20 protein-coding genes are annotated in these 23,177 nt (G+C 72.3%); 5 read left to right on the top strand and 15 right to left on the bottom strand.

Annotated features, from left to right (window positions below; all coding sequences use genetic code 11):
• Positions 1-63: 63 nt before the first annotated feature.
• A complete protein-coding gene (gene mgrA, locus AB0N16_RS31840; protein ID WP_365802717.1) occupies positions 64-1,056 on the bottom strand; it encodes an L-glyceraldehyde 3-phosphate reductase in 993 nt (330 codons plus the stop codon).
• A 111-nt stretch (positions 1,057-1,167) separates the two neighbouring features.
• On the opposite strand from mgrA, the gene AB0N16_RS31835 reads away from it, so the two are divergent.
• The 3 genes from AB0N16_RS31835 (at position 1,168) to AB0N16_RS31825 (ending at position 4,180) form a co-directional block, all read left to right on the top strand.
• A complete protein-coding gene (locus tag AB0N16_RS31835) occupies positions 1,168-2,082 on the top strand; it encodes a LysR substrate-binding domain-containing protein (RefSeq protein ID WP_365802715.1) in 915 nt (304 codons plus the stop codon).
• Positions 2,083-2,143: 61 nt separating this feature from the next.
• A complete protein-coding gene (locus tag AB0N16_RS31830) occupies positions 2,144-3,637 on the top strand; it encodes a carotenoid oxygenase family protein (RefSeq protein ID WP_365802713.1) in 1,494 nt (497 codons plus the stop codon).
• Positions 3,638-3,664: 27 nt separating this feature from the next.
• The gene (locus tag AB0N16_RS31825; protein ID WP_365802711.1) at positions 3,665-4,180 is read left to right on the top strand and encodes a DinB family protein; all 516 of its coding nucleotides are present in this window, start codon (positions 3,665-3,667) and stop codon (positions 4,178-4,180) included.
• Here the strand turns inward: AB0N16_RS31825 and AB0N16_RS31820 are convergent.
• The 4 genes from AB0N16_RS31820 to AB0N16_RS31805 form a co-directional block, all read right to left on the bottom strand.
• Entirely contained in the window at positions 4,162-5,232 is a 1,071-nt protein-coding gene (locus AB0N16_RS31820) for an adenosine deaminase (RefSeq protein ID WP_365802709.1), read from the bottom strand. The genes AB0N16_RS31825 and AB0N16_RS31820 overlap by 19 nt on opposite strands.
• A gap of 38 nt (positions 5,233-5,270) precedes the next feature.
• Positions 5,271-5,663, bottom strand: coding sequence for a VOC family protein (locus AB0N16_RS31815; RefSeq protein WP_365802707.1), 393 nt, complete (start codon positions 5,661-5,663; stop codon positions 5,271-5,273).
• 175 nt (positions 5,664-5,838) lie between these two features.
• Complete coding sequence (locus AB0N16_RS31810; protein ID WP_365802705.1) at positions 5,839-6,768, bottom strand: M56 family metallopeptidase; 930 nt, start codon at positions 6,766-6,768, stop codon at positions 5,839-5,841.
• Entirely contained in the window at positions 6,765-7,148 is a 384-nt protein-coding gene (locus tag AB0N16_RS31805; protein ID WP_365802704.1) for a BlaI/MecI/CopY family transcriptional regulator, read from the bottom strand. Before AB0N16_RS31805 ends, AB0N16_RS31810 begins: the two co-directional genes overlap by 4 nt.
• Positions 7,149-7,510: 362 nt before the next feature.
• Between AB0N16_RS31805 and AB0N16_RS31800 the strand changes: the two genes are divergently transcribed.
• Complete coding sequence (locus AB0N16_RS31800) at positions 7,511-7,813, top strand: pyridoxamine 5'-phosphate oxidase (RefSeq protein ID WP_365802702.1); 303 nt, start codon at positions 7,511-7,513, stop codon at positions 7,811-7,813.
• Positions 7,814-7,822: 9 nt separating this feature from the next.
• Here AB0N16_RS31800 and AB0N16_RS31795 read toward each other — a convergent pair whose 3' ends face one another.
• The 5 genes from AB0N16_RS31795 to AB0N16_RS31775 all read right to left on the bottom strand — a co-directional run bounded on the left by AB0N16_RS31795 (position 7,823) and on the right by AB0N16_RS31775 (position 12,750).
• Positions 7,823-8,728, bottom strand: a complete 906-nt coding sequence (locus AB0N16_RS31795) for an aldo/keto reductase (RefSeq protein WP_365802700.1) — start codon at positions 8,726-8,728, stop codon at positions 7,823-7,825.
• 35 nt (positions 8,729-8,763) lie between these two features.
• The gene (locus tag AB0N16_RS31790) at positions 8,764-9,474 is read right to left on the bottom strand and encodes a chitinase (RefSeq protein ID WP_365802698.1); all 711 of its coding nucleotides are present in this window, start codon (positions 9,472-9,474) and stop codon (positions 8,764-8,766) included.
• 256 nt (positions 9,475-9,730) lie between these two features.
• Positions 9,731-11,125, bottom strand: coding sequence for an aldehyde dehydrogenase family protein (locus AB0N16_RS31785; protein ID WP_365802696.1), 1,395 nt, complete (start codon positions 11,123-11,125; stop codon positions 9,731-9,733).
• An 81-nt stretch (positions 11,126-11,206) separates the two neighbouring features.
• Positions 11,207-12,400: an RNA polymerase sigma factor gene (locus tag AB0N16_RS31780; protein ID WP_365802694.1), complete on the bottom strand. Its 1,194-nt coding sequence runs from the start codon at positions 12,398-12,400 to the stop codon at positions 11,207-11,209.
• Positions 12,400-12,750, bottom strand: coding sequence for a YciI family protein (locus AB0N16_RS31775; protein WP_365802692.1), 351 nt, complete (start codon positions 12,748-12,750; stop codon positions 12,400-12,402). Before AB0N16_RS31775 ends, AB0N16_RS31780 begins: the two co-directional genes overlap by 1 nt.
• A gap of 99 nt (positions 12,751-12,849) precedes the next feature.
• Here AB0N16_RS31775 and AB0N16_RS31770 point away from each other — a divergent pair, with 99 nt between their 5' ends.
• Positions 12,850-13,890: an acyl-CoA dehydrogenase family protein gene (locus AB0N16_RS31770; RefSeq protein ID WP_365802690.1), complete on the top strand. Its 1,041-nt coding sequence runs from the start codon at positions 12,850-12,852 to the stop codon at positions 13,888-13,890.
• A 21-nt stretch (positions 13,891-13,911) separates the two neighbouring features.
• Here AB0N16_RS31770 and AB0N16_RS31765 read toward each other — a convergent pair whose 3' ends face one another.
• The 5 genes from AB0N16_RS31765 to AB0N16_RS31745 form a co-directional block, all read right to left on the bottom strand.
• Complete coding sequence (locus AB0N16_RS31765) at positions 13,912-14,514, bottom strand: sarcosine oxidase subunit gamma family protein (RefSeq protein ID WP_365802688.1); 603 nt, start codon at positions 14,512-14,514, stop codon at positions 13,912-13,914.
• On the bottom strand, positions 14,507-17,983 hold the full coding sequence (locus AB0N16_RS31760) for a sarcosine oxidase subunit delta family protein (RefSeq protein ID WP_365802686.1): 3,477 nt from the start codon (positions 17,981-17,983) through the stop codon (positions 14,507-14,509). The genes AB0N16_RS31765 and AB0N16_RS31760 overlap by 8 nt, the downstream gene beginning before the upstream one ends.
• Positions 17,984-17,994: 11 nt before the next feature.
• Positions 17,995-19,224: a sarcosine oxidase subunit beta family protein gene (locus AB0N16_RS31755; protein ID WP_365802684.1), complete on the bottom strand. Its 1,230-nt coding sequence runs from the start codon at positions 19,222-19,224 to the stop codon at positions 17,995-17,997.
• A gap of 32 nt (positions 19,225-19,256) precedes the next feature.
• Positions 19,257-20,540: a serine hydroxymethyltransferase gene (gene glyA, locus AB0N16_RS31750; protein WP_365802682.1), complete on the bottom strand. Its 1,284-nt coding sequence runs from the start codon at positions 20,538-20,540 to the stop codon at positions 19,257-19,259.
• A 148-nt stretch (positions 20,541-20,688) separates the two neighbouring features.
• A complete protein-coding gene (locus tag AB0N16_RS31745) occupies positions 20,689-23,127 on the bottom strand; it encodes an FAD-dependent oxidoreductase (RefSeq protein ID WP_365802680.1) in 2,439 nt (812 codons plus the stop codon).
• Between the last annotated feature and the right edge of the window lie 50 nt (positions 23,128-23,177).

The raw sequence follows: 23,177 nt of genomic DNA, 5'->3' as shown, positions 1-23,177 counted from the left end.
CGGGAGAGACCACCGCGAGCGGAGGACCGCCATGAGTGCGTCACCGGTTGACGACGACGCCGGTCACTGGTTGACGATCGCGTCGATCCGGGTGAGTTCCTCGGCGTCGAAGTCCAGGTTGCCGATGGCGCCGACACAGTCCTCGACCTGCTGCGGGCTGCTCGCGCCGATCAGCGCGGAGGTCACCCGGCCGCCGCGCAGCACCCAGGACAGGGCGAGCTGGGCGAGGGTCTGGCCACGGCCCTTGGCGATCTCGTCGAGAGCGCGCAGCCTGCCGACCAGGTCCTCGGTGACCGCGTCCGAGTTCAGGAACGGGCTGTCGCTCGCGGCCCGGGAGCCCTCCGGGATGCCGTCGAGGTAGCGGCCGGTGAGCAGGCCCTGCTCCAGCGGGGAGAAGACGATGGAGCCGACCTGGAGCTCGTCGAGGGCGTCCAGGAGGCCCTCGTTCTCCGGGCGGCGGTCGAGCATGGAGTAGCGCGGCTGGTGGATCAGCAGCGGGGTGCCGAGTTCGCCGAGGATGCGGGCGGCCTCGCGGGTCTGGTCCGCCGAGTAGTTGGAGATGCCGACGTAGAGCGCCTTGCCCTGCTGGACGGCCGAGTGCAGGGCGCCCATCGTCTCCTCGAGGGGAGTCTCCGGGTCCGGGCGGTGCGAGTAGAAGATGTCGACGTAGTCCAGGCCCATCCGGGTCAGGGACTGGTCCAGCGACGACAGGACGTACTTGCGCGAACCCCACTCCCCGTACGGCCCGGGCCACATCAGGTAGCCGGCCTTGGTGGAGATGACCAGCTCGTCACGGTAGGCGGCGAAGTCCGCCTTCAGCGCCTCACCGAACGCCGACTCGGCGGCGCCGGGGGGCGGACCGTAGTTGTTGGCGAGGTCAAAGTGGGTGACCCCGAGGTCGAAGGCGCGGCGCAGGATGGCGCGCTGGGTCGTCACGGGCCGGTCGGGCCCGAAGTTGTGCCACAGGCCGAGCGACAGCGCGGGAAGCTTCAGGCCGCTGCGGCCACTGCGGCGGTACGGCATGTCGGCGTAGCGGTCGGGGTGTGCGGTGTACAACGCGACTCCAGAGGGGTTGCCACAGGATCTACCGGTCCCACTCTTCCCCGAGCCGCGGGCAGTGGTCCAACAGGAGAATCCGATGGAATTGTGCGACTAGGCTTCTCAGTCATGGAACTGCGCCACCTCCAGCACTTCGTCGCCGTCGCCGAGGACCAGCACTTCACCCGGGCCGCGGAACGGCTGCTGGTGTCCCAGTCGGGCCTGTCCGCCTCGATCCGGGCCCTGGAGCGGGAGCTGCGGGCGCCCCTGTTCGTGCGGACCACCCGCCGGGTGACGCTCACCGAGGCGGGCCGCGCGCTGCTCGGCGAGGCGGAGCGCATCCTGGCACAGGTGCGCTCCGCGCACGAGGCGGTGGCCGCGGTGCAGGGCGTGCTGCGCGGAACGCTGGCGCTGGGCACCGAGCAGTGCATCGCCGGGGTGCATGTGGCGGGGCTGCTCGCCGCCTTCCGGCGCCGGCACCCGGACGTGGAGATCCGGCTGCGGCAGGCCGGTTCGGGCGCGCTGGCCGAGGAGGTGGCGGCGGGCCGGCTGGACCTGGCCTTCGCCTACCGCACCCAGGACGACACCGACCAGCTGCGCTCGGTGGCCCTGACCGGCGAGCCGATGACCGTGCTGTGCCATCCCAGCCACCGGCTGGCCACGGCCGGCGCGGCGGTGGTCCCGGCGGACCTCGACGGGGAGGTGTTCGTGGACTTCCACCCGGACTGGGGCCCGCGCCGCACGACCGACTCCGCCTTCGCCGCGGCGGGCGTACGGCGCACGGTCGCGCTGGAGGTCAACGACGTGCACAGCCTCCTCGACCTGGTCGACGAGAACCTCGGCATCGCCGTCGTACCCCGGCACTTCCGGCACAAGCGGCCCTCGCTCACCGCGCTCGCGCTGAAGGACACGGACGAGGCCGCCTACGAGACGGTCGCCCTGCTGCCGCCCGAGACGGCCACCAGCCCGGCGGCCCGGGCGCTGGTCACCCTCCTCGAAACAGGGGGCCTGGCAACACCCCAGGAGGGGGTCCACCCCTCCTGACCTCGGCTTCCCGTCGGCGCAGACTCATGAGCGTCCACAACGACGACGGGGAGCAGGGGACATGGCGGAACACACACGGCGTACGGTGCTGCGCGGCGCGGCGGGTCTCGCGGCGGCCACCGCGCTGGCCGGCACGACAGGGGCCACGACGGCGGTGGCACGCCCGGCGACGGAATCGACGGAGCATCAGTACCCGTTCCTCCAGGGCGCGTTCGCCCCGGTCACCGAGGAACTCACGGCCTTCGACCTGCCGGTCACCGGCCGCATCCCGCGCGAACTCAACGGCCGCTTTCTGCGCAACGGCCCGAACGTCCTCGGCCTGGAGGACCCGCGCGCCCATCACTGGATGCTCGGCGACGGCATGGTGCACGGTGTACGGCTGCGCGACGGGCGCGCCGAGTGGTACCGCAACCGCTGGGTGCGCTCCTCCCAGGTGGCGGCGAAGCTCGGCGAGTCCTACCCGGGCCCGGTCCCGCCCGACGACTTCGCCTGCAACACACACGTCATCCCCTACCGGGGGCGGATCCTCGCGCTCCAGGAGAGCGGCCCGCTGCCGTACGAGCTGGACGGCGAGCTCAACACGGTGGGCACCCACGACTTTCGGGGCACGCTGGAGGGCGCGTTCACCGCGCACACCAAGTACGACGCGCACGCGGGCGAGTTGCACGCGATCACCTACTACCCGACCTGGGACCATGTCCGGCACCTGGTCGTGGACCCCACCGGCCGGGTCGCGCGCACCACCCGGATCCCGGTGCGGGACGCGCCGATGATGCACGACTTCGCACTCACCGAGAAGCACGTGGTGATCTTCGACATCCCGGTCACCTTCGACCCGGCGGCCGCCGAGGCCGGCGCCCTGGTGCCGTACGTCTGGAACCGGGAACACCCGGCCCGGGTGGGGGTGATGTCCCGGTCCGGGGGTGCGGTCCGCTGGTTCGGTGTCGACCCGGTGTTCTACTCGCACACCCTCAACGCGTACGACGAGGGCGAGTCCGTGGTGATCGACCTGACGACGTATCCGGCGCCGTTCGACGTGGCCGGGAAGTTCACGGACGGGCCGCACGCGGTGGGCACCGCGAAGCTCGAACGCTGGACGGTCGATCTGCGCCACGGCCGGGTCAGCAGGCGGACCCTGGACGACCGGCCGCAGGAGTTCCCGCGCGTCAACGAGGAGCTGGTCTCCCGCCGGCACCGCTACGGCTACTCGGCGGCGGCCGCCGAGATGTCACTGGCCTATCTGGCCGGGGACGGCAATCCGCCGGACCACGCCTTCTCCAACGCCCTCCTCAAGCACGACCTCGCGCGGGGCACGGCCCAGGTGCACCGGCTGCCGAGGGGAGCCGCGGCGGGCGAGGCGGTGTTCGTGCCGGGTGAACACGCGGCCCAGGAGGACGACGGTTTCACGGTCGCCTACGTCCACGACCCCGACCGCGGCGCCGCCGACCTGCTGATCCTCGCCGCGCAGGACTTCACGGGCGAGCCGCTGGCCCGCGTCCACCTGCCGGGCCGGGTGCCGCTGGGGTTCCACGGAAGCTGGATTCCGGACGCATGACGACCCGCGATGCGCGATCGTGGTCGCATGCATGCAAGGGACATCCTCATCGACGGCTTCGGCCGCATCCAGGAAGAAGTCCACGCCGCCCTCGACGGCCTCGACCCCGACCTGCTCAACAAGCGCCCGGCCCCGGACGCCAACTCCATCACCTGGCTGGTCTGGCACCTCACCCGGATCCAGGACGACCATGTCGCCGACGCCTTCGGACTCGACCAGGTGTGGCTGGCCCAGGGCTGGGAGAAGCGTTTCGGCCTCGACCTGCCGCCCCGTGACCACGGGTACGGCCACACCCCGGCGAAGGTCGCGAAGGTCACGGTGGACTCCGGCGACCTGCTGACCGGCTACTACGACGCGGTGCACGAGCAGACCCTGGGGGTACTGCGCGAGCTCCCCGCCAAGGATCTCGAACGGATCGTGGACACCCGCTTCGATCCGCCGGTCACGCTGGGCGTACGGCTGGTGAGCGTTCTGTCCGACGATCTCCAGCACGTCGGACAGGCCGCCTATCTGCGGGGGCTCCTTCAGAGCACGGAGGCGTAACCCGGCAGGACGACGTCCTCGATGAGGGCCGTGCGCTCGTCGAACGGGATGAAGGCGCTCTTCAGGGCGTTCACCGTGACCGTGCGCAGGTCCTCGGCCGTCCAGTCGGCCTCCTCGACCAGCAGGGACATCTCCCGGGTCATCGTCGTACCGGACACCAGACGGTTGTCGGTGTTGAGGGTGACCCGGAAGCCCAGCTCCTTCAGCGCGGTGATCGGGTGCTCGGCGATGGAGGTGGCGCAGCCGGTCTGGAGGTTGGAGGTCGGGCACATCTCCAGGGCGATCCGGCGGTCGCGCACCCAGCTCGCGAGACGGCCGAGCTTGTCGCCGGCGATGTCCTCGGTGATCCGCACACCGTGCCCGATGCGCTGGGCGCCGCACACCTGGACCGCCTGGTGGATGCTGGGCAGGCCGTGCGCCTCACCGGCGTGGATGGTGAAGGGCACGCTCTCGCGGCGCAGGTGCTCGAAGGCGGCGAGGTGGTCGGCGGGCGGGAAGCCGTCCTCGGCGCCGGCGATGTCGAAGCCGACGACACCGGCGTCCCGGTAGGCGACGGCCAGCTCGGCGGCCTCGCCGACCCGGTCGAACATCCGCATCCCGCACAGCAGGGTGCCGACCCGGACCGGCGTGCCGGCCGCAGCGGCCTTCGCCATGCCGGCGGCGAGCCCCTCCTGCACGCTCTCCACGACCTCTCCGAGCCTGAGCCCGCCCTTGACGTTCAGCTCCGGGGCGTACCGCACCTCGCCGTACACCACACCGTCGGCGGCGAGGTCGAGGACGTACTCCTCGGCGACGCGCCGCAGCCCCTCCTTGGTCTGCATGACGGCGAGGGTGTGCTCGAAGGTGGCTATGTACCGCACCAGGTCACCGGAGTTGGCGGCCTCGAAGTACCAGGCGGCCAGCCCGTCCGGGTCGGTGGTGGGCAGGGTGTGACCGACCTCGGCCGCGAGCTCGACGAGGGTGGCGGGACGCAGGCCGCCGTCGAGGTGGTCGTGCAGGACGGCCTTGGGGAGGCGGCGGATCACATCGGCGTCTACGCGCGTAGCATTCATGGCGGGGTTTTCCTCGGCGGGTGATTCGGGGCGGTGGGTCAGTCGGTGGGCTGGAGCAGGTCCCAGCGGTTGCCGTAGAGGTCCTGGAAGACGGCGACACTGCCGTACGGCTCGTGCCGCGGCTCCTCCAGGAAGGTCACGCCGGCGGCGGTCATCCGGGCGTGGTCGCGGGCGAAGTCGTCGGTGTGCAGGAAGAACCCGACGCGGCCGCCGGTCTGGTCGCCGACGCGGGCACGCTGCCGGTCGTCCTTGGCGCGGGCGAGCACCAGTCCGGTGCCGTGCCCCTCACTCCCGGGCACCACGACGACCCAGCGGGACCCGTCCGGCCGCGGCGCGTCCTCGACCAGCCGGAACCCGAGAGCCTCGGTGTAGAAGCGGATCGCCTCGTCGTAGTCGCCGACGACAAGGGTGACCAGGGCGAGACGTCGCATGGGGGCCTTTCGGTGGAGCGGTTAGCGGGAGAGGTTATACGTAAAACGTAACGAACGCCAGTTGCCTTCTCCCAAGGGCGGCATTTCGCGAGGCGACGGCTGGAGCGCCCCACAGGGGCGCGGGGAACTGCGCGACCAGCCACTACGCGCCCGCGCGCTTCACACGGCGCCCGCCCTACCGCTGCGCCTCCCCCTGCGCGACCTCCACCTGATGATGGAAGTCGATCATCCCGGTCGCGGAGGCGGCACACGACAGCGCGGCGCACGCCGCGAGCAGCACCGCAACCCCGGAACCGGCCCGGCGCCGGCCCCGCGGCGCGGCCAGCAGCGCCTCCACCCGCCGCGGCACCGGTCCCGACGTCGCCCCCGACACGAACGCGGGCCGGTCGGCGCCGCCGCCCTGCCCCGCCAGCGCGGCCCGGGCGATCGCGCGGGCCGTCAGCCGCCGGTCCCCCACCGCGCTCGCCGCGGCCTCGTCGGCGACCCGCTCGACGGCCAGCCGCACGACATCCCGGACCCGCCGCAACCCCGGATGGCAGTGCGCGGCAAGCTCGGCGGCGGCGAGGAAGAAGTGGTGGCCGCCACTGTTGTGCGCCCGTTCGTGCGCGAACAGCGCCTCCCGTTCGGCCCCGTCGAGGCTGCGCAGCATGCCCGTGGTGACGACGATCCGGTGCGGCCGGCCGGGCAGCGCGTACGCGTCCGGGCTCGGCGAGTCGACCACGTGCAGGTCACCCGCGGCGGGCCCCCGCCCGGCCTCCGCGCGGGCCGCACGGAAGGCGCGCGTCTGCCGGAGCACCGACCGCGTGCCGGTCCAGGCGCAGACGGCGAGAGCGCCGACCGAGAGGGCCGCGAGCGGCAGGACGTAGCGGTCGGAGACCGTGTGCAACGGCCGGACCAGCTCACCGAGCGCCGCGAAGAACGGCAGTTCGAACAGCCCGGTGAGGACGAACGCGCCGAGCGCGGCCAGGGTGCAGCCCGCGAGGGCGACGGCCGAGGCGGTGATCACCCAGAGCGCAGCAGTGGGTGCCAGCCGGTCCAGGGCCCGCCGGGAGAGCGCCGGCAGCACGAACGGCACCAGCAGCGGCAGGATCAGCAACGCGGTCATGACGCCCCGGGCTGTTCGCCGGCGTCGAGCAGACCCCGCAGGACACGCTCGTCGTCGGGGCTGAGCTGGGCGACGAAGCGGGCGAGCACCGTCTCCCGGTCGTTGTCGCGGTCGAGTTCGCTGTGCATCCGCTTCGCGGTCAGGCCCTGCGCGTCCTGGACGGGGAAGTAGGCGAAGCCGCGGCCCTGACGGTGCCGGTCGACCACACCCTTGTCGTGCAGCCGGGTCAGGATCGTCGTCACGGTGGTGCGGGCCAGGTCCGCGCCAAGGCTGCGCTGCACCTGCCCGGGGGTCCGGGGCACACCGGCGGCCCAGAGGGCCGCCATGACGCTCGCCTCCAGCTCACCGGCGGGCCGGCGTTCGTCCTTCGCGTCGGCCATGGAAGGTTCCTCACCCCTACTTCGTCGGCGGCCCCAGGGACCGTCTACGGCAGTGTAGTCAGACGGGCGGCGGCCACCGCCCCTGCACCCATTATGGGAGGAGCCCCCGCCGGAGGCCGAGGAAACCTCCCGTCGTGAGCGGTACCGGAGACCTAGGACGCAGGTCCGAGGTGCGCGGCGCACCGGGCCGGTGGTTTCGCGCCCATGAAGGTCACCGACCCCGCCCGCTCCCCCGGGCGACGCAGGCACGACGTACTGTCCCGGCTGGAGCGGGAGACGGACGGACATCTGGGTGGCCACGGCGGACGGCAGGGGCTGCCGTGTCTGGTCCCGCTCTGGTTCGTCCGGCACGGGGAGGCGGTGTGGCTGTCCACCCGGATGACCAGCCGACCGGCCGCATTCTGCGGGACGGCGGCCGGGCCGGGCTCGCGCTCGGCGACACCCGGGATGTCGTCCTGCTGGACGGGGAGGTGACCGTCTTCTCCTCGGCCGACGTACCGGGGCCGGCGGCCGAGGCGCTGCGGGCGAAGACGGGCTGGGACCCGCGCGGGGACAGTCCGTCGTACGCCTGGTTCCGGATCCGGCCCCGCGCGGTCGAGGCGTGGCACGAGGAGTACGAGCTGCGCGGCCGGCATCTGATGCGGGACGGCGTATGGGCGGTCTGAGGCGGACCGTCAACCGGCCCTGGTGTGAAGGGCGTTCAGCCGGGTCAGTTCCTCGTCGGTGAACCGGATGGCGCCCGCCGCCACGTTCTCGGCCAGGTGGTCCGGGTTGCCGGTACCGGGGATGGCGAGGACGTGCCGGCCCTGGTGCAGGGTCCAGGCGAGGCGGACCTGGGCGGGGCTGGCGTCGTGCGCGGCGGCGACGGCGAGGAGTTCGTCGTCGTGGGTCTCGGCGGTGCCGCGCATCGCGGCCTCGCCCGCGACTGCGAAGTACGGCACGAAGGCGATGCCGCGTTCGCCGCAGATACGGACCAGTGCGTCGCCGGCCGGGTCCGGCCTGCCGAGTCCGTAGCGGTTCTGCACGCACACCACGGGGGCGATGGCCAGCGCCTCGTCCAGGTGCCGCGGTTCGATCTCGGAGACGCCGAGGTGCCGGACCAGGCCCGCCTCGCGGAGTTCGGCGAGGGCGCCGAAGTGCTCGGCGATCGAGTCCTGGCCCATCCGGCGGAGGTTGACGACGTCCAGGTGGTCGCGGCCGAGCTGGCGCAGGTTCTCCTCGACCTGCCCGCGCAGCTGGTCGGGGCGGGCGGAGGTGGCCCACTCGCCGGAGAAGTCCCGGAAGGGGCCGACCTTGGTGACGATGACCAGGTCGTCGGGGTAGGGGGCGAGCGCGGTGTTGATGAGTTCGTTGGCGGAGCGCAGGGCGGAGAAGTAGAAGGCGGCCGTGTCGATGTGGTTGACACCGAGCTCCACGGCCTTGCGCAGTACGGCGACCGAGCGGCTGCGGTCGCTCGGTGTGCCCCGGTGGTCGGCGACGTTGCCCGTCAACCGCATCGCGCCGAAGCCGAGACGGTGGACGGGCAGCTCGCCGAGTTTCCAGGTGCCGGAGGTGTCCGCGGTGATCGTTTCGGAGGTCATCGGCGGAGTCTGGCACACGGCACCCGACGCACGGGTCAGCAGTAGAGGTTGTTGCCCGCCGCGACACCCAGAATCTGGGTGAACTTCTGATAGGCGCTGACCCGGCTCTGCACCTGCGCCGGGTTCTTGCCGTCGCACTCCAGGGAGCCGTTGATGGAGCGGATGGTCTGGCCGAAGCCGGCCTGGTTGACCATGGCGGTATGGCCGGTCATGGTGCCGGGGCCGGTCTGGGTGTTCCAGTACCACAGGCCCGTCTTCCAGGCGACGGAGGAGTTGTTCTCGACCTGCCAGGGGTTGTTGAGGAGGTCGATGCCGAGTGCGTCGCCGGCCGCCTTGTAGTTGAAGTTCCAGCTGAGCTGGATGGGGCCGCGCCCGTAGTAGGCGGACTGTCCGGCGGGACAGCCGTACCACTGGCTCCGGTCGCAGTACGTCGGGTAGTTGGCGGTGTTCTGCTCGACGATGTAGACCAGGCCGCCGGTCTCGTGGCTGACGTTGGCGAGGAAGGCGGCGGCCTCCTGCTTCTTGACGGTGTCGCTGCCGGTGTTGGCGAAGGCCGGGTAGGCGCTGAGCGCGGCGGTGAGGCCGCTGTAGCTGTAGAAGGAATTCCGGTTCGGGAACATCTGGTTGAACTGCGCCTCGCTGACGACGAATCCGGCGGCGGAGGCTGTGGGGGCCGCCTGGAGCACCAGGGCGGAGCCGCCTATGGCGAGCGAGGTCAGGAGTGCGGCGATACGGCGCCTCGACACGGATCAACTCCTTTGCGGAGCACGGCCGCGCCCCACAGAGGGGGAGCGGCCGCGGTGGGGGGTGTGAGGCACACTCAACTGCTTTGGTCTGTACCAGTCAAGGGTGTAGACCAGTCATTCGGAAGTCGATCTTCGATGAGTGGTTTCCGCAATTGCGCCCGGAAACTGGCATGTCGGGCTCTCCGGGTGGCCCGGCGGGGCAGTGGTCGGGCCCGGCGGCGTCACCACGCGGCCGGGCCCGGAGGGAGTTGGCGGATCAGCTGAGCGGCTTCGCGAGGACCGCCTTGCGGTGGCTGAACGTCTCGATGGAGTAGCGCCCGTGGTAACTGCCCATGCCGCTCTCCCCCACCCCGCCGAACGGCAGGTCGGAGACGGTGAGATGGGCGACCGGGAGGCCGAGGCCGAGCCCGCCGGAGGAGGTCTCGGCGGCGATCCGGTCCCGGGTGTCGCCGGACTCGCTGAAGACGTAGAGCGCGAGGGGCTTGTCGCGGTCGTTGATGAAACCGATCGCGCCGTCCAGGTCCGGGACGGTGACGATCGGGAGGATCGGGCCGAAGATCTCCTCCCGCATCACCGGGGACTCGGGGTCGACGTCGGCGAGCACGGTGGGCGCGATGTACTTGGCGGCGCGGTCGGTGTCGCCGCCGACGGCCACCCGGCCGGAGCCGAGCAGTCCGCTGAGCCGGTCGAAGTGCCGCTCGTTGACGATCCGGCCGTACTCCCCGGACTCCTTGGGCTCCGTGCCGTACAACGCATGGACGGCCTTGGCCAGCGCGGGCTCCAGGGCGGCGGCCGTCTCCGGGTCGGTCAGGACGTAGTCGGGGGCGACACAGGTCTGCCCCGCGTTGAGGAACTTGCCGCGCGCCAGCCGGTCCGCGACCACCGCGAGGTCGACGTCCCGGTCGACGAACGCCGGGGACTTGCCGCCGAGTTCGAGGGTGACCGGGGTGAGGTGCTCGGCGGCGGCGCGCATGACGATCCGGCCGACCGTGCCGTTGCCGGTGTAGAAGATGTGGTCGAAGCGTTCGGCGAGCAGGGCCGTGGTCTCCGGGACACCGCCCTCCACGACGGCGACAGCCTCGGCGTCGAGATAGGCCGGCAGCAGCCGGGCCAGGGCGGCCGAGGTCGCCGGGGCCAGCTCGCTGGGCTTGACGACGACCGCGTTGCCCGCGGCGAGGGCGCCGGCCAGCGGGGCGAGCAGCAGCTGGGCCGGGTAGTTCCACGGGGCGATGACGAGGACGACGCCGAGCGGGTCGTACTGGGTCCAGGCGGTCGCGTCGCCGCCCAGGTGCGCCGGGACCGGGGCGGACTCGGGGCGCAGCCACTCCGCCAGGTGGTCGAGGCTGTGGTCGATCTCCCGGACGGTGAAGCCGATCTCCGTGCGGTGGGCCTCGCCGGCGCTCTTGCCCAGGTCCGCGTGGAGGGCGGCGGCCAGCTCGTCGCCGCGCTCCGTCAGCATGGCGCGCAGCCGGCGCAGCTGACCGGTGCGCCACTCGACGGGCTTGGTACGGCCGGTGCGGAAGGTGGCGCGCAGCCGGGCGACGACGTCGGCGGGCTGCTCGGGGGTGGACTGGTTCACGGATGCCTCGCTGATGGTGCGTACGGGCCTGACGGCCTGGCCGGGTGTCGAACAGACGGATGCATAATGCAACCTTTCAGGTGCCGAAGTAAATTCCGCCGGCCCGGAACCACTCTCCGCCGTGCCCGGATCACCTTGCCGGGGACCCGTTCCTCAGGCCACCAGCTCGGCCCGTCGCCGCCGAAGGTACGCCTGCTCGGGCAGCCCGTCGGCGAGTTCGATGGCGGTGTCGTACTCCCGTACCGCCTCGTCGTCACGGCCGAGGCGGCGCAGCAGGTCGGCCCGGACGGCGTGCAGGACGTGATAGCGGTCGAGGTCGAGCGCGTCGACCAGGGCGAGGGCCTGGTCCGGCCCCTCGACCTCGGCTACCGCGACCGCCCGGTTCAGCGCCACCACCGGAGACCGGTCGACGGCCGTGAGCTGGTCGTACAGCCGCAGGATCTGCCCCCAGTCGGTGGCCTCGGCGGTCGGTGCGTCACTGTGCACGGCGTTGATCGCGGCCTGGATCTGGTACGGCCCCGGCCGGTTGCGGCGCAGGCACCGCCGTACGAGTTCCTGCCCCTCCCCGATCAGCTCCCGGTCCCACAGCGCGCGGTCCTGGTCGGGCAGCGCCACCAGCTCGCCGGCCGTCGGCCGCCGGGCGGGCCGCCGGGCCTCGACCAGTAGCATCAGCGCGAGCAGCCCGGCGACCTCGGGCTCGTCCGGCATCAGCCCGTACAGCAGTCGCCCCAGGCGCACGGCCTCCGCGCACAGCCCGGGATCACCGCCGTACCCCTCGTTGAAGATCAGGTAGACGACGGCCAGCACACCGCTGAGCCGGTCCGGCAGGTCGGCGTCCTTCGGCACCCGGTAGGGGATGCCCGCGTCGCGGATCTTGGCCTTCGCGCGCACCAGGCGCTGGGCGAGGGTGGGCTCGGGCACCAGGAAGGCGCGGGCGATCTGAGCGGTGCTGAGCCCGCCGAGCAGGCGCAGGGTGAGGGCGACCCTGGCCTGCGGGGCGAGCGCGGGGTGGCAGCAGGTGAAGATCAGCCGGAGGCGTTCGTCGCGCACGGGGCCCTCCTCGGCCGATGAGTCGGACGCGTACAGCCGGGCGGCCTCGGCGTGCCGGGCGCCCCGGGAGGACTCGCGGCGCAGTCGGTCGAGCGCGCGATTCCGGGCGGTGGTGATGATCCACCCGGCCGGGCTCGGCGGCACTCCGCTCTCCGGCCATCGGTCCAGCGCCGTGGCGAAGGCGTCCTGGACCGCTTCCTCGGCGAGGTCGATGTCGCCGAGGAAGCGGACGAGAACCGAGACCGCGCGCCCGTACTCGGCACGGAAGGCGGCCTCGACGTCGGCGGCGTCCGCCATCAGCTCTGGTCCGTGAAGGGCCGCACCTCGATCGGCAGCCGGGTGGCCAGCGCGGCCTTGCGTCCCCACTCCAGGGCCGCGTCCAGGTCCGCCGCGCGGATCAGGCTGATCCCACCGAGGTACTCCTTGCCCTCGGCGTAGGGCCCGTCGGTGACCAGCACGTCACCGTCCTTCGGGCGCAGCATCGTGGCCGTCTCCGGGCCGTGCAGTCCGCCGGAGAACACCCAGGCGCCGGCCGCGCGCAGCTCGTCGTTGAACGCCTCGACATCGCGCATGATCGTGGCCATCTCGTCGGGCGGCGGCGGGGTGCCGCCGGCCGGCTGGACCACGCTGAGCAGGTAGTGCTTCATGACGTTCTCCTCGGTCGTCGTGGGGTGTGCTCGCCTTCTACACGAACGGCGGGCCCCCGGATCGACACCCCGCCCCGGACAGCCGAAAGAATCCTCTCCATGACCATCTCCGCACATCCGCTCGTCGTCCGCGCCCGGGAACTCGCCGAGGGTCTCCTCTCCCCCGCCGCGGAGCGCGTCGACCAGGAGGGGGTGCCGGTGAGCCACATCGAGGCGATCAGACGCTCGGGACTGCTCGGCCTGAACGCACCGATGGCGTACGGCGGCTCCGCGGCGTCCGCGGCCGTGGTACGGGAGACGGCGGAGATCCTGGCCGGGGCGTGCTGCTCGACCTGGTTCGTGCAGACCCAGCACCACACACCGGTACTGACCCTGGCCAAGGCCGAACTGCCGGTCCGTGAGCGCCTGTTGGGACCGATGGCACGCGGTGAGCTGCTGTCCGGGGTGGCGTACGCGCATCTGCGGTCGTACCCGCGTGTCCCGGTGCGGGTCCGGCGGGAGGGAGACGGCTGGCGCTTCCACGGCACCGTCCCCTGGTACACCGGCTGGGGCCTGAACGACGTGCTGCTGCTGGCCGGGGTGACCGAGGACGACGAGGCCCTGTTCGCCTTCGTCGAGGCGCGGGAACAGCCGGGCCTGCGCCCATCGGAACCGATGCGGCTGGCCGCGCTCACCGCGTCCCGGACGGTGTCCCTGGACCTGGACGGCCTGCGGGTGGCGGATGACGCGGTCGCGCTCCGAACGCCGTACGAGGACTGGGCGGCGACGGACCGGCCGAAGACCCTCAACGCCAACCCCGCCGTCTTCGGGATCACGGCGGCGGCCCTGGAGCTGGTCGACGACGAGTACGCCGCTCCGCTGCGGGCCCGGGCCGGCGAGGTCCGCCGCCGAGCCTACGCGCTCGCCGACCATCCGGTGCCGCGGGAGCACGCGCAGGAGCGGCTGGCGCTGCGGGCCGAGGCGTTCACGCTGATGCGTACGGCGACCACGGCGGCCGTGGTGACGGGCGGCGGCCGGGCGATGTCCGTCACCGCCCGCGCCCAGCGCCTGGCGCGGGAGGCCCTGTTCCTCCTGGTCCAGGGCCAGACCGCCGCATCACGCACGGCCCATCTGGAGCGGCTCGCGGAGCCGCCCCGCTGAGACGGCTCGGCTCCGGGCCGCTCAGGCGTACTCCACGGCCGCGTCCAGCAGCCAGTCCACCAGGTAGCCGGCGAAGGAGGAGCGCACCAGCAGCCAGAACCCGGCCCGGCTCTCCGCACGGGCGACCAGCACGACCTGGGTGCGGGCGAGCGTCGTCTGGGCGCAGCGGCCGGGGCCGAAGGCGCGCGGGTGCAGGTCCAGCGCGCAGCCGTGGGACAGCAGATCACGGGCGCGGGGGCCGCCGACCAGGAGGGTGGTGCGCTGGGCGGAGACATCGGTGACGGCGACCGGTTCGGATCCGGCCGCGGAGCGGATCCGGTCCTCCAGCTCCCGCTCGGTGCCGGGCCGGCCCACCACCAGCCATTCGTCCGGGCCGAGCCACACCGCGGTCACCTCTCCCGTGTGCACCACGGTGCCGGGCTCCAGCGGCAGGGGGAGTCCGAGGGCCAGGCCGACCCCGTCCGCCGCCGGGCCCTTGGCGTCCAGGCGGACGTTCACCTGGGCCAGGAAAGGGAGTTCGGCCAGCCGGATGGCGCCCCGGGAGGAGCGCGTCACGGCGGCGAGCCGGTGCGCGGCATCGGCCAGGGGGCTGCGCTGCGCTGAGGTCGGGGCGGTGTCAGCCATCGCGGCGGGCTCCCTCGGGGTCGTAGAGGACGGGACCGGCGACGGTCACCGGCAGCAGCCGGGCGCCGACGGGTGCGTAGAGGCGCTCGCCGATGCGGTCCCGGCCGCCCTTGACCAGGGCCAGTGCGAAGGTCCGGCCGAGCGCCGCACTGCGGTAGCTGGAGGTGACATGGCCGAGCATGGGGACGGGCGGGGTGGGCAGTTCGCTCTCGGCGACCAGGTGGGTGCCTTCCGGGAGGAGGGCGCCGGGATCGTCCGTGAGCAGGGCCACCAGGTGTTTGCGGTCGGGGCGGGCGGTGTCGGCGCGGGCGTGGGAGCGCTTGCCGATGAAGTCGGGCTTCTTCCTGGACACCACCCAGCCCATGCCGAGGTCCTGTGGGGTGACCGTGCCGTCGGTGTCCTGACCGACGATCGGATAGCCCTTCTCGGCGCGCAGCACATGCATGGTCTCGGTGCCGTACGGGGTGATGCCGTACGGCGCCCCCGCCGCCTCCAGCGCCTCCCAGAGGGCGCGGGCCCGCCACGGCGACACGTTGATCTCGTAGGCGAGTTCGCCGGAGAAGCTGATCCGGCACACCCGGGCGTCGAGGCCGGCGACGGTGGTCTCCCGCCACGCCATGAACGGGAAGTCGTCGTTGGACACGGCCAGTCGGGGTGCGAGTGAGCCGAGGACCGCTCGGGACCTCGGACCGACCAGGGCGACGGTGGCCCAGTGTTCGGTGACCGAGGTGCAGTGCACCCGCAGGCCGGGCCACTCGGTCTGCAGCCACTCCTCCATCCAGTCCAGCACGGCCGCCGCGTTGCCGGTGGTGGTGGTGACCAGGAACCGGTCCGGGGCGAGCCGGATGACCGTGCCGTCGTCGAAGACCATGCCGTCCAGGCGGCACATCACGCCGTAGCGGATCATGCCGACCTTCAGGGTGCTGATCATGTTGGTGTAGAGCCGGTCCAGGAAGAGCGCGGCGTCCGGGCCCTGCACATCGATCTTGCCGAGCGTGGAGGCGTCCATGAAGGCCACGCCCTCGCGGGCGGCGCGGCACTCGCGCAACACGGCCGTCTCCCGGTCCTCGCCGTCCCGGGGGTAGTACCAGGGCCGCTTCCACTGGCCGACGTTCTCGAACACCGCGCCGTGCTCGACGTGCCAGTCGTGCAGGGCGGTCGTGCGGACGGGGTCGTGCAGCGCGCCCCGGTCGCGGCCGGCGAGGGCGGCGAACGAGACGGGGGTGTAGGGCGGCCGGAAGGTGGGCAGGCCGAGCGCCGAGACGTCCACGCCGAGGAGTTCGGCGACGACCCCGCTCGCCAGCACTCCGCCGGTCTTGCCCTGGTCGTTGGCGGTACCGGCCGTGGTGTAGCGCTTGGTGTGCTCCACCGAGCGCAGGCCCGCGCCGGTCGCGCGGGTCAGGTCGGCCACGGTGACGTCGCGCTGGAGGTCGACGAAGCGGGGGGCGCCGGTGGCGGTGGGGATCGTGAAGACCTGCATGGGCGGGGTGTACGGCTGGGAGGCGACAGCGGGGAGGGCGGGGGGCTCTGCCGTATAGCCCTCTGCCTCCACCGCCCGGGCACCGGCCGCCGCGCCCTGGGCGAGGGCCGTGGCGAGGTCGAAAGCCCCGTTCGCGGCGCCCGCGACCGTCACCGCCTGACGGCAGCCCTCGGGGACGAACGTGCCGAGCGTCTCGTCGTGGCGGAGCGTGCCGCCCGCCTGGCTGAACAGGTGCGCGACCGGGTTCCAGCCGCCGGAGACGAGGAGCAGATCGGCGGCGAACTCCCGCTCTCCGCCGCCGCCTTGGTACGGGGCGATGGTCACGGCGGTGAGCCGGGCGCCGCCCTCCGTGCCGGTGACCGCGTGTCCGGCCAGTACCTCGATCCCGGCGTGGCGGGCGCGTTCGGCCCACTCCCCCGGCTCGGGCCGGGTGTCGGCGATCGCCGCGATGTCCGCGCCGGCCGCCGCGAGGTCGAGTGCGGCGGCGTACGCGCTGTCGTTGGTGGTGAACACGACCGCGCGGTGGCCGGGCAGGACGGCGTACCGGTGGAGGTACGTGCGGGCCGAGGCGGCCAGCATCACGCCGGGGCGGTCGTTGTCGCCGAACGCGAGGGACCGCTCGTGGGCGCCGGTGGCGAGGACGACGTGCCGGGCGCGGATCCGCCAGACGCGTTCGCGGGAGACGTGTGCGGGGGCATCGGCGCCGAGGTGGGCGGTGCGGCGTTCGACGGCGAGGAGGTGGTTGTCGTCGTAGTGGCCGAAGACGGTGGTGCGGCGCAGGACGCGGACCTCGGGGGCGGCTTCGAGGCGGGCCTGTGTCGCGGCCAGCCAGCCGGGATGCTCGCCGGTGCCGAGCAGACTGCCGCCGGGTTCCGGCTGGTCGTCGGCGAGGATGACGCGGGCGCCGCTGGTGGCCGCCGCCGCTGCCGCCGCGAGGCCGGCCGGGCCGGCACCGACGACCAGCAGGTCGCAGTGGGCGTGTACGGCGTCGTAGCGGGCGGGGTCGGGGTCGGTGGCGAGGCGTCCCTGGCCGGGGAGGCCGGTGGCCACCAGGCCGTCGTAGAGCTCGATCGTGGTGGCGGGGAGCATGGGTTCGGGGAAGGGGGCCTCGATCTGGACGACCGCGTTGGGTTCTTCGGGGCCGGCGGTGAAGATGCCCCGGGGGCGGCCGAGTCTGATGCTGGTGGCGGCCTGGATGACGCCGTTGGCGAGGAGGGCGGAGGCGAGGGTGTCGCCTCGGTAGCCCCCGTATTCGGTGCCGTCGAAGGTGAAGGTGAGGGGGGTGGTGCGGTCGATTCGGCCGCCGGTGGGGGTGCGGTAGGGGTGGGCCGTGGTGGTGCCGGCGCGGGGTGTGTCGCCCCCGCCGCCCCTACCCTTCCCGTCCTCCAGGGGCGCTGCCCCTTCGACCCCGCCGGGGGCTGCGCCCCCAGACCCCCCGTCGGCCTGAACGGCCGCGTCCTCAAACGCCGGACGGGCTGAGGGAGGCGGAGTCGGCTGCGACACCACCGGACGGACTGAGAGGGACGAAGACGGCTGCGACACCACCGGACGGACCGAGGAAGACGAAGACGGCTGCGACACCACCGGACGGACCGAGGAAGACGAAGACGGCTGCGACGCCACCGGACGGACCGAGGAAGACGAAGACGGCTGCGACGTCGTCTGAGGGGATGGTGGGGGTGGTGTTGGCTGCGGGGTGGTTGCCTGGCGGGTGAGGGGTTCTGGGTGTGGATGTCCTGCCCGGTAGACGGCGAGGATCTCGTTCGTCGACGTGTCGCGTACCGCGTTGAACCATCTGCGGCAGCCCGCCGTGTGGGTCCAGCGCTCGGCGAACGGGCCCTTCGGGTTGGCGCGGAAGAAGAGGTAGCGGGCCCACTCCTCGTCGGTGACGGACGCGGGGGTCTCGGGGTACGGGACGTGGGCCTGGCCGCCGTAGTGGAACTCCGACTCGTCGCGGGGCCCGCACCACGGGCAGGGGATGAGCAGCATGGTGGGGCTCCCTAGTGGGCCACCGCGGCCGCGCCGTGCTCGTCGACGAGCGCGCCGGTGGTGAAACGGTCGAGCGAGAAGGGGGCGTTGAGGGGATGGGGTGTGTCGTGGGCGATGGTGTGGGCATAGACCCAGCCGACGCCCGGGGTGGCCTTGAAACCGCCTGTTCCCCAGCCGCAGTTGAGGTAGAGGCCGGCCACCTGGGTGAGGCCGACGATGGGTGAGGCGTCGGGGCTGACGTCGACGATGCCGCCCCAGGTGCGCAGGACGTGGGCGCGGGCGAAGACCGGGAAGAGTTCGAGGGCCGCCGACATCTGTTCCTCGATGATGTGGAACGCGCCGCGCTGGGTGTAGGAGTTGTACGCGTCGATGCCCGCGCCCATCACCAACTCCCCCTTGTGCGCCTGGCTGACGTACACATGGACCGCGTTGGACATGACGACGGTGGGGTGCACCGGCTCCAGGAGTTCGGAGACGAGGGCCTGCAAGGGGTGGCTCTGGAGGGGCAGTTCGACGCCCGCCATGGCGGCGAGGACGGAGGTGTGGCCGGCCGAGCACAGGGCCACCTTGCCGGCGGCGATCGGGCCGAGGGTGGTCCGGACGCCGACCACCCGGCCGGCCACCACGTCCACTCCGGTGACCTCGCAGTTCTGGATGATGTCGATGCCGGCCGCGTCCGCCGAACGGGCGAAGCCCCAGGCCACGTAGTCGTGCTTGGCGATGCCGGCGCGCGGCTGGTAGGTGCCGCCGAGGACCGGGTACCGCACCTCGGGCGAGGTGTTGACGATCGGGCAGACCTCCTTGACCTGCTCGGCGTCGAGCCACTCGGCGTCCACGCCGTTGAGGCGGTTGGCCTCGACCCGGCGGACGCTGTCGCGGACGTCCTGGAGGCTGTGGGCGAGGTTCAGCACGCCGCGCTGGGAGAAGAGGATCGGGTAGTCGAGCTCCTCCTCCAGGCCCTCCCAGAGTTTCAGAGCGTGTTCGTAGATGCCCGCGCTCTCGTCCCAGAGGTAGTTGGAACGGATGATCGTGGTGTTGCGGGCCATGTTGCCGCCCGCCAGCCAGCCCTTCTCCAGGACCGCCACGTTGGTGATGCCGTGGTTCTTGGCCAGGTAGTGGGCGGTGGCGAGGCCGTGTCCGCCGCCGCCGACCACGATCACGTCGTACGAGCGCTTCGGCTCGGGGGTGCGCCAGAGGAAGTCCGGGTGGTCGGGGAGGTCGGCGCCTGGGGGTCCCCCCACGCCCGCAGGGCGTAGGGGGCGGGTGCGGGGGCTCATCGGACGTCTCCGTCGTGCGAGAGGTGCGGGTAGAGCGGGTGCTCGGCGGCGAGGGCCTCGGTGCGGACGCGCAGGGCGGACACGTCCGGGTCGGGCTGGAGGGCGAGGGCGATCACATCGGCCACCTCGGCGAAGTCGGCCCCGGTGAAGCCCCGGGTGGCCAGTGCGGGGGTACCGATCCGCAGGCCGGAGGTGACCATGGGCGGCCGTGGGTCGAAGGGGACGGCGTTGCGGTTGACGGTGATGCCGATCGTATGGAGGAGGTCCTCGGCCTGCCGGCCGTCCAGGGGCGAGTTCCGGAGGTCGACGAGGACCAGGTGGACGTCCGTGCCGCCGGTCAGCACCCGCACTCCGGCCGCGGCGGCGTCGGGGCGGGTGAGGCGCTCGGCGAGGATGCGGGCGCCGGCCAGGGTGCGGGCCTGGCGTTCGGCGAACTCGGGTGTTGCCGCGACCTTGAAGGAGACGGCCTTCGCAGCGATGACGTGTTCCAGCGGGCCGCCCTGCATGCCGGGGAACACCGCCGAGTTGATCTTCTTGGCGAGGCCGGCGTCGTCGGTGAGGATGACCCCGCCGCGCGGTCCGCCGAGGGTCTTGTGCGTGGTCGTGGTCACCACGTGGGCGTGCGGGACGGGGCTGGGATGCAGTCCGGCCGCCACCAGACCGGCGAAGTGCGCCATGTCGACCATGAGGAGGGCACCGACCTCGTCGGCGATCCGCCGGAAGGCCGCGAAGTCCAGCTGCCTCGGGTACGCCGACCAGCCCGCGATGATCATCTTCGGGCGGTGTTCCTTGGCGAGCCGCGCCACCTCGTCCAGGTCCACGAGGTTGTCCGCCTCGGAGACGTGGTACGGCACGATGTCGAGCATCTTGCCGCTGTAGTTGAGGCGCATGCCGTGGGTGAGGTGGCCGCCGTGCGCCAGGTCGAGGCCGAGGACGGTGTCGCCGGGCTTGAGCAGAGCGAAGAAGACGGCTGTGTTGGCCTGGGCGCCGGAGTGCGGCTGGACGTTGGCGAAGCCCGCGCCGAAGAGCGACTTGACGCGTTCGATCGCCAGCCGCTCGGTGACGTCGACGTGTTCGCAGCCGCCGTAGTAGCGGCGGCCGGGATAGCCCTCGGCGTACTTGTTGGTGGCGACCGACCCCTGCGCCTCCATCACGGCGGTGGGCGCGAAGTTCTCGGAGGCGATCATCTCCAGGGTGGACTGCTGGCGGTGCAGCTCGGCGCGGAGCGCGGCGTGCACCTCGGGGTCCAGCTCGGCCAGGGGCGTGTTCAGCGCGTTCATGCGGGGTTCGCGATCCTTTCGACGGCCTCAGCGCCCCGAAGGGGCGCTGGGGGTACCCCCGGCCGAAGGCTGGGGGAGGAACTGCGCGACCAGCCACGAAGCACCCGCAGCCGACCGACGACACATCGCGGCACTCCTCTCCGATCCCTCACCCACGGAGCCGACTCATCCCCGGATCGAACAACGGCTCCTCGGCCACCATCGCCACCACACGCTGGTCGAAGTACCCGATCTCCACGCCGGTCCCAGGCACCGCCAGCTCCGTCGGCAGCCACGCGTACGCGATCCCCTTCCCGATCGTGTAGCCGTAGGCCGCGCTGGTCACGTAACCGACCGCGCGCTCACCGTCGTACACAGGCTCCTTGCCCATGACGACGGCCCGTGGGTCGTCGACGGTGAGGCAGCTCAGCCGGCGCCGCACGTCCGTCCTGCGCCGCTCCAGCGCGGCCTTGCCGACGAAGTCGTCCTTGTCGAGCTTGACGGCGAAGCCGACGCCGGCCTCGTAGGGGTCGTGCTCGTAGGTCATGTCGGTGCCGAAGGAGCGGTAACCCTTCTCCAGGCGGAGGCTGTTGAAGGCACCGCGGCCCGCGATGATCCCGCCGAGCGGCTGGGCCGCCCGCCAGAGGGTGTCCCAGAGCTTCTGGCCCTGATCGGCGGTGGTGTACAGCTCCCAGCCGAGTTCGCCGACGTAGGACAGCCGCATCGCGGTGACCGGCACCGAGCCGATATAGGCACTCTTGGCGCGGAAGTACTTGAGGCCCTCGTTGGAGAAGTCCTCGTCGGTGAGGGGCTGGAGGACCTCGCGGGCGAGCGGGCCCCACAGACCGACGCAGCAGGTGCCGGGGGTGATGTCGCGGACCTGGACCCGTCCGTCGGCGGGGAGGTGGCGGGTGAACCAGTCGAGGTCCAGGTTGCCGTTGGCGCCGACCTGGAAGAGGTCGCGGGCGAGGCGGGCCACGGTGATGTCGCTGCGGATGCCCCCGTCGTGGTCGAGGAGCAGGGTGTACGTCACCGAGCCGACGGACTTGGCGACCTTGCCGGTGACCAGGCCCTCCAGGAAGTCGGCGGCGCCGGGGCCGGTGACCTCCAGGCGCTTGAGGGCGGTCATGTCGTACATCGCGACGGTCTCGCGGGTGGCCTGGGCCTCGGCGCCGACGATCGGCGACCAGTAGCGGGCGGCCCAGTCGTTGGGGGTGGGGATCGAACGGCCTTCAACCAGGCCCGCGTTGGCCTCGTACCACTGGGGTCGCTCCCAGCCGTTCGCCTCCAGGAAGAACGCGCCGTGTTCCTGCTGGCGGGCGTGGAAGGGGCTGGTGCGGATCGGGCGCGGCTTCCCGGACGGCTGGAGGGGGTGGAGGATGTCGTAGACCTCGGCGAAGTTCTGGCAGTCGCGGGCCAGGACGTACTCGGGGGCGAGCTGGTGGGGTTCGAAGCGGTTGATGTCGCACTCGTGCAGGTCGAAGGACGAGCAGTGGCCGTCCACCAGCCATTCGGCGACGGCCCGGCCGACGCCCGCGGAGTGGGTGACCCAGACCGCCTCGGCGACCCAGAAGCCCTTGACGTCCGGGGACTGACCGAGCAGCGGGTAGCCGTCGGTGGTGAAGGAGAACAGGCCGTTGATGCCCTCCTCGACCTTGGCCTCACGGGTCGCGGGGAGCAGCGACCGGGTCTCGGTCCAGGCGTCCTCGAAGTCCTCCTCGGTGAACTTCAGGACGGAGGGCATCTGTTCGGCCTCGTCGACGGAGCGGATGTCGTCCGCGGAGACGGGCATCGGGCGGTGGCCGTAGGAGCCGATGCCCAGGCCGTCGAAGCGGTCGCGGTAGTACAGGTCGGCGTCCTGGTGGCGCAGGATCGGGCGGACGGCCTCCTCGGTCTGGCCTGCGAGGGCGGGAACCGGGCCGGTCCAGGCGAGTTGGTGGGCGAGCGGGGTGAGCGGGAGGTTCATGCCGACCATGCGGGCGATCTTCGGGCCCCAGATGCCGGCGCAGCAGACGACGATGTCGGCGGGGAGTTCGCCCTGGTCGGTCAGGACACCGGTGACGCGGCCCTCGCTCTGGCGGACGTCGAGGACCTCGTGGCGGGCCAGGAAGCGGACGCCGCGCTCGGTGGCGCGGCGGATCTGGGCCTCGACGGCGAGCACGGCCTTGGCGATGCCGTCGGTGGGAACGAGGAGGCCGCCGAGGACCCGGTCACGGTTCACCAGCGGGTGGCGCCGCACGCACTCGTCGGCGCTCAACAGGTGCGCTTCGACTCCCCAGGCGGTGATCCAGCCGTGGCGGCGGTGGAGTTCGGCGAGGCGTTCGGGGGTGGTGGCCACTTCGAGGCCGCCGACCTGGAGGAAGCAGGGCTTGCCGTCCACGTCGAGGGAGCAGAACTTCTCGACGGTGTAGCGGGCCAGCTCCGTCATGGTCTTCGACGGGTTGGTCTGGAAGACCAGGCCGGGGGCGTGCGAGGAGGATCCTCCGGTGGCCGGGAGGGGGCCCTGGTCGACCACGGTCACCTCGGTCCAGCCGCGTGCGGAGATCTCGTCCGCGAGGGCGGCTCCCACGACGCCCGCTCCGATGATGACCACTCGGGGTCCCGCCATCGCCCAACCTCCGAACTTGAGACCGGTGCAGTTGCTTCGTGCGCAACGTG

The organism is Streptomyces sp. NPDC051105 (assembly GCF_040682795.1).
In the GTDB taxonomy this organism is placed as follows: Bacteria; Actinomycetota; Actinomycetes; order Streptomycetales; family Streptomycetaceae; genus Streptomyces.
Note: the sequence above shows the minus strand (reverse complement) of the source record. Positions and strands in the feature narration are given on the sequence as shown.

Coding starts and splice junctions, on each gene's coding strand:
- AB0N16_RS31805 (WP_365802704.1), bottom strand. CDS start 7,148: ATGGCCGACGCGAAGGACGAACGCCGGCCCGCCGGTGAGCTGGAGGCG.
- AB0N16_RS31830 (WP_365802713.1), top strand. CDS start 2,144: ATGGCGGAACACACACGGCGTACGGTGCTGCGCGGCGCGGCGGGTCTC.
- AB0N16_RS31780 (WP_365802694.1), bottom strand. CDS start 12,400: ATGGCGGACGCCGCCGACGTCGAGGCCGCCTTCCGTGCCGAGTACGGG.
- AB0N16_RS31825 (WP_365802711.1), top strand. CDS start 3,665: ATGCATGCAAGGGACATCCTCATCGACGGCTTCGGCCGCATCCAGGAA.
- AB0N16_RS31765 (WP_365802688.1), bottom strand. CDS start 14,514: ATGGCTGACACCGCCCCGACCTCAGCGCAGCGCAGCCCCCTGGCCGAT.
- AB0N16_RS31835 (WP_365802715.1), top strand. CDS start 1,168: ATGGAACTGCGCCACCTCCAGCACTTCGTCGCCGTCGCCGAGGACCAG.
- AB0N16_RS31820 (WP_365802709.1), bottom strand. CDS start 5,232: ATGAATGCTACGCGCGTAGACGCCGATGTGATCCGCCGCCTCCCCAAG.
- AB0N16_RS31810 (WP_365802705.1), bottom strand. CDS start 6,768: ATGACCGCGTTGCTGATCCTGCCGCTGCTGGTGCCGTTCGTGCTGCCG.
- AB0N16_RS31760 (WP_365802686.1), bottom strand. CDS start 17,983: ATGCTGCTCATCCCCTGCCCGTGGTGCGGGCCCCGCGACGAGTCGGAG.
- AB0N16_RS31770 (WP_365802690.1), top strand. CDS start 12,850: ATGACCATCTCCGCACATCCGCTCGTCGTCCGCGCCCGGGAACTCGCC.
- AB0N16_RS31745 (WP_365802680.1), bottom strand. CDS start 23,127: ATGGCGGGACCCCGAGTGGTCATCATCGGAGCGGGCGTCGTGGGAGCC.
- glyA (WP_365802682.1), bottom strand. CDS start 20,540: ATGAACGCGCTGAACACGCCCCTGGCCGAGCTGGACCCCGAGGTGCAC.
- AB0N16_RS31795 (WP_365802700.1), bottom strand. CDS start 8,728: ATGACCTCCGAAACGATCACCGCGGACACCTCCGGCACCTGGAAACTC.
- AB0N16_RS31815 (WP_365802707.1), bottom strand. CDS start 5,663: ATGCGACGTCTCGCCCTGGTCACCCTTGTCGTCGGCGACTACGACGAG.
- AB0N16_RS31775 (WP_365802692.1), bottom strand. CDS start 12,750: ATGAAGCACTACCTGCTCAGCGTGGTCCAGCCGGCCGGCGGCACCCCG.